The sequence below is a fragment of the Enterobacter cloacae complex sp. P12RS genome (genome assembly GCF_014895875.1).
Lineage (GTDB): Bacteria > Pseudomonadota > Gammaproteobacteria > Enterobacterales > Enterobacteriaceae > Enterobacter > Enterobacter bugandensis.
Genome location: NZ_JADBQO010000121.1, coordinates 1 through 706, shown reverse-complemented (window position 1 = coordinate 706; position 706 = coordinate 1). Strand labels below are relative to the sequence as shown.

Here is a 706-nt window from a genome sequence, read left to right as displayed (position 1 = left end):
GTTCGAATACGTTTCTCCAGAAATTTTTCCTTCGAGATATACTCGATCAAATTTCATGGTGACCTGCTGCATAATCAAACAAAACCATACGGCGACACCAATCTTAAAATACGAAAAAATCTCAGAATCAACCTTCACGAATTTAAATCCTGTAGCTTTTCTGAAAGTATAAAAGATAAAGCCACAAGGTAAAAGTGATTCTATAACCCATGCCACCCAAAGATAATTTATTGGCAATTGATTCCTTACACCAATATAAATGACAATGAGTTTAATTATTGCAGCGAACATCAGCACGAGGCAAGGTAACTTGAGACGAGCCTGGCTTTGGTACCAGGTTAAACCTACAATAAAAGTTTCTCGTAATGCAACAGATATGGCCAAACCAATAATGAACTGTCTGGACAGTCCACTGGCAGCAAAGATTCCCCATGCCACCATGCACAATGCAACGAAAACTCCTGCCGCTAGACGCAATAAAATCACGTTGCTCATAGTGGAGTTTATTTTTGATGGTGCATCCAGCAATTTAGGAATAACCACCTCAGCCCCACAGATCCATGTGCCTGTCATGAATATAGCCAGAATAACGAGAGAATATTGCCAGCTACTGAAATCACCAAAATTATAATGATTTATCAATAATCTGTTAATAATAATAATGATAACGAGTTGAGTGATTCTCTCGAGGCTAAGATAAAAAAAG

The 706-nt window shown here is 38.0% G+C and carries 1 pseudogene; it reads right to left on the bottom strand.

Annotated features, from left to right (window positions below):
• Window positions 1–706: pseudogene (wzx, locus tag IM284_RS23205) on the bottom strand (O45 family O-antigen flippase); the annotation flags it as partial.